This window comes from Pseudomonas sp. PME37.24/025 (assembly GCF_055556615.1).
In genome coordinates, this window is the sequence record NZ_JBVHNK010000093.1 from 1 (window position 1) to 289 (window position 289).

Annotated in this window: 1 pseudogene; it reads right to left on the reverse strand. The window is 65.4% G+C overall.

The features are described from left to right. Positions 1 to 82 (reverse strand): annotated as a pseudogene (locus ACZ3HH_RS29645) ((Fe-S)-binding protein); the annotation flags it as partial. Positions 83 to 289 lie beyond the last annotated feature (207 nt).

The following is a 289-nucleotide window of genomic DNA, read 5'->3' on the forward strand; positions in this document are numbered from 1 at the left end:
CGTCGCCGGCGGCGATCGCCTCGGCGTACGGGCGGCAGCCGTTATAGCCGCACTTCGTGCATTGCGTCTGGGGAAGCAGATCTTCGATGCGATCTGCGAGTGTTCTGGAATCGGTCACGGTGACAACGGGCGCTGCGGCGCCGAATGGCTCTCGGCCGCGTGAGGCGCGGCCGGAAAGGTTTGCCAAAGCTCGATTATCGCCGATTTCCCGCATTGCGCTGGACGCCGTCTGTGCGCATAATCGAACCGCTTTTTTGCAGGGGCTCAGCAGGAGGGCGGCCGCCCGCGG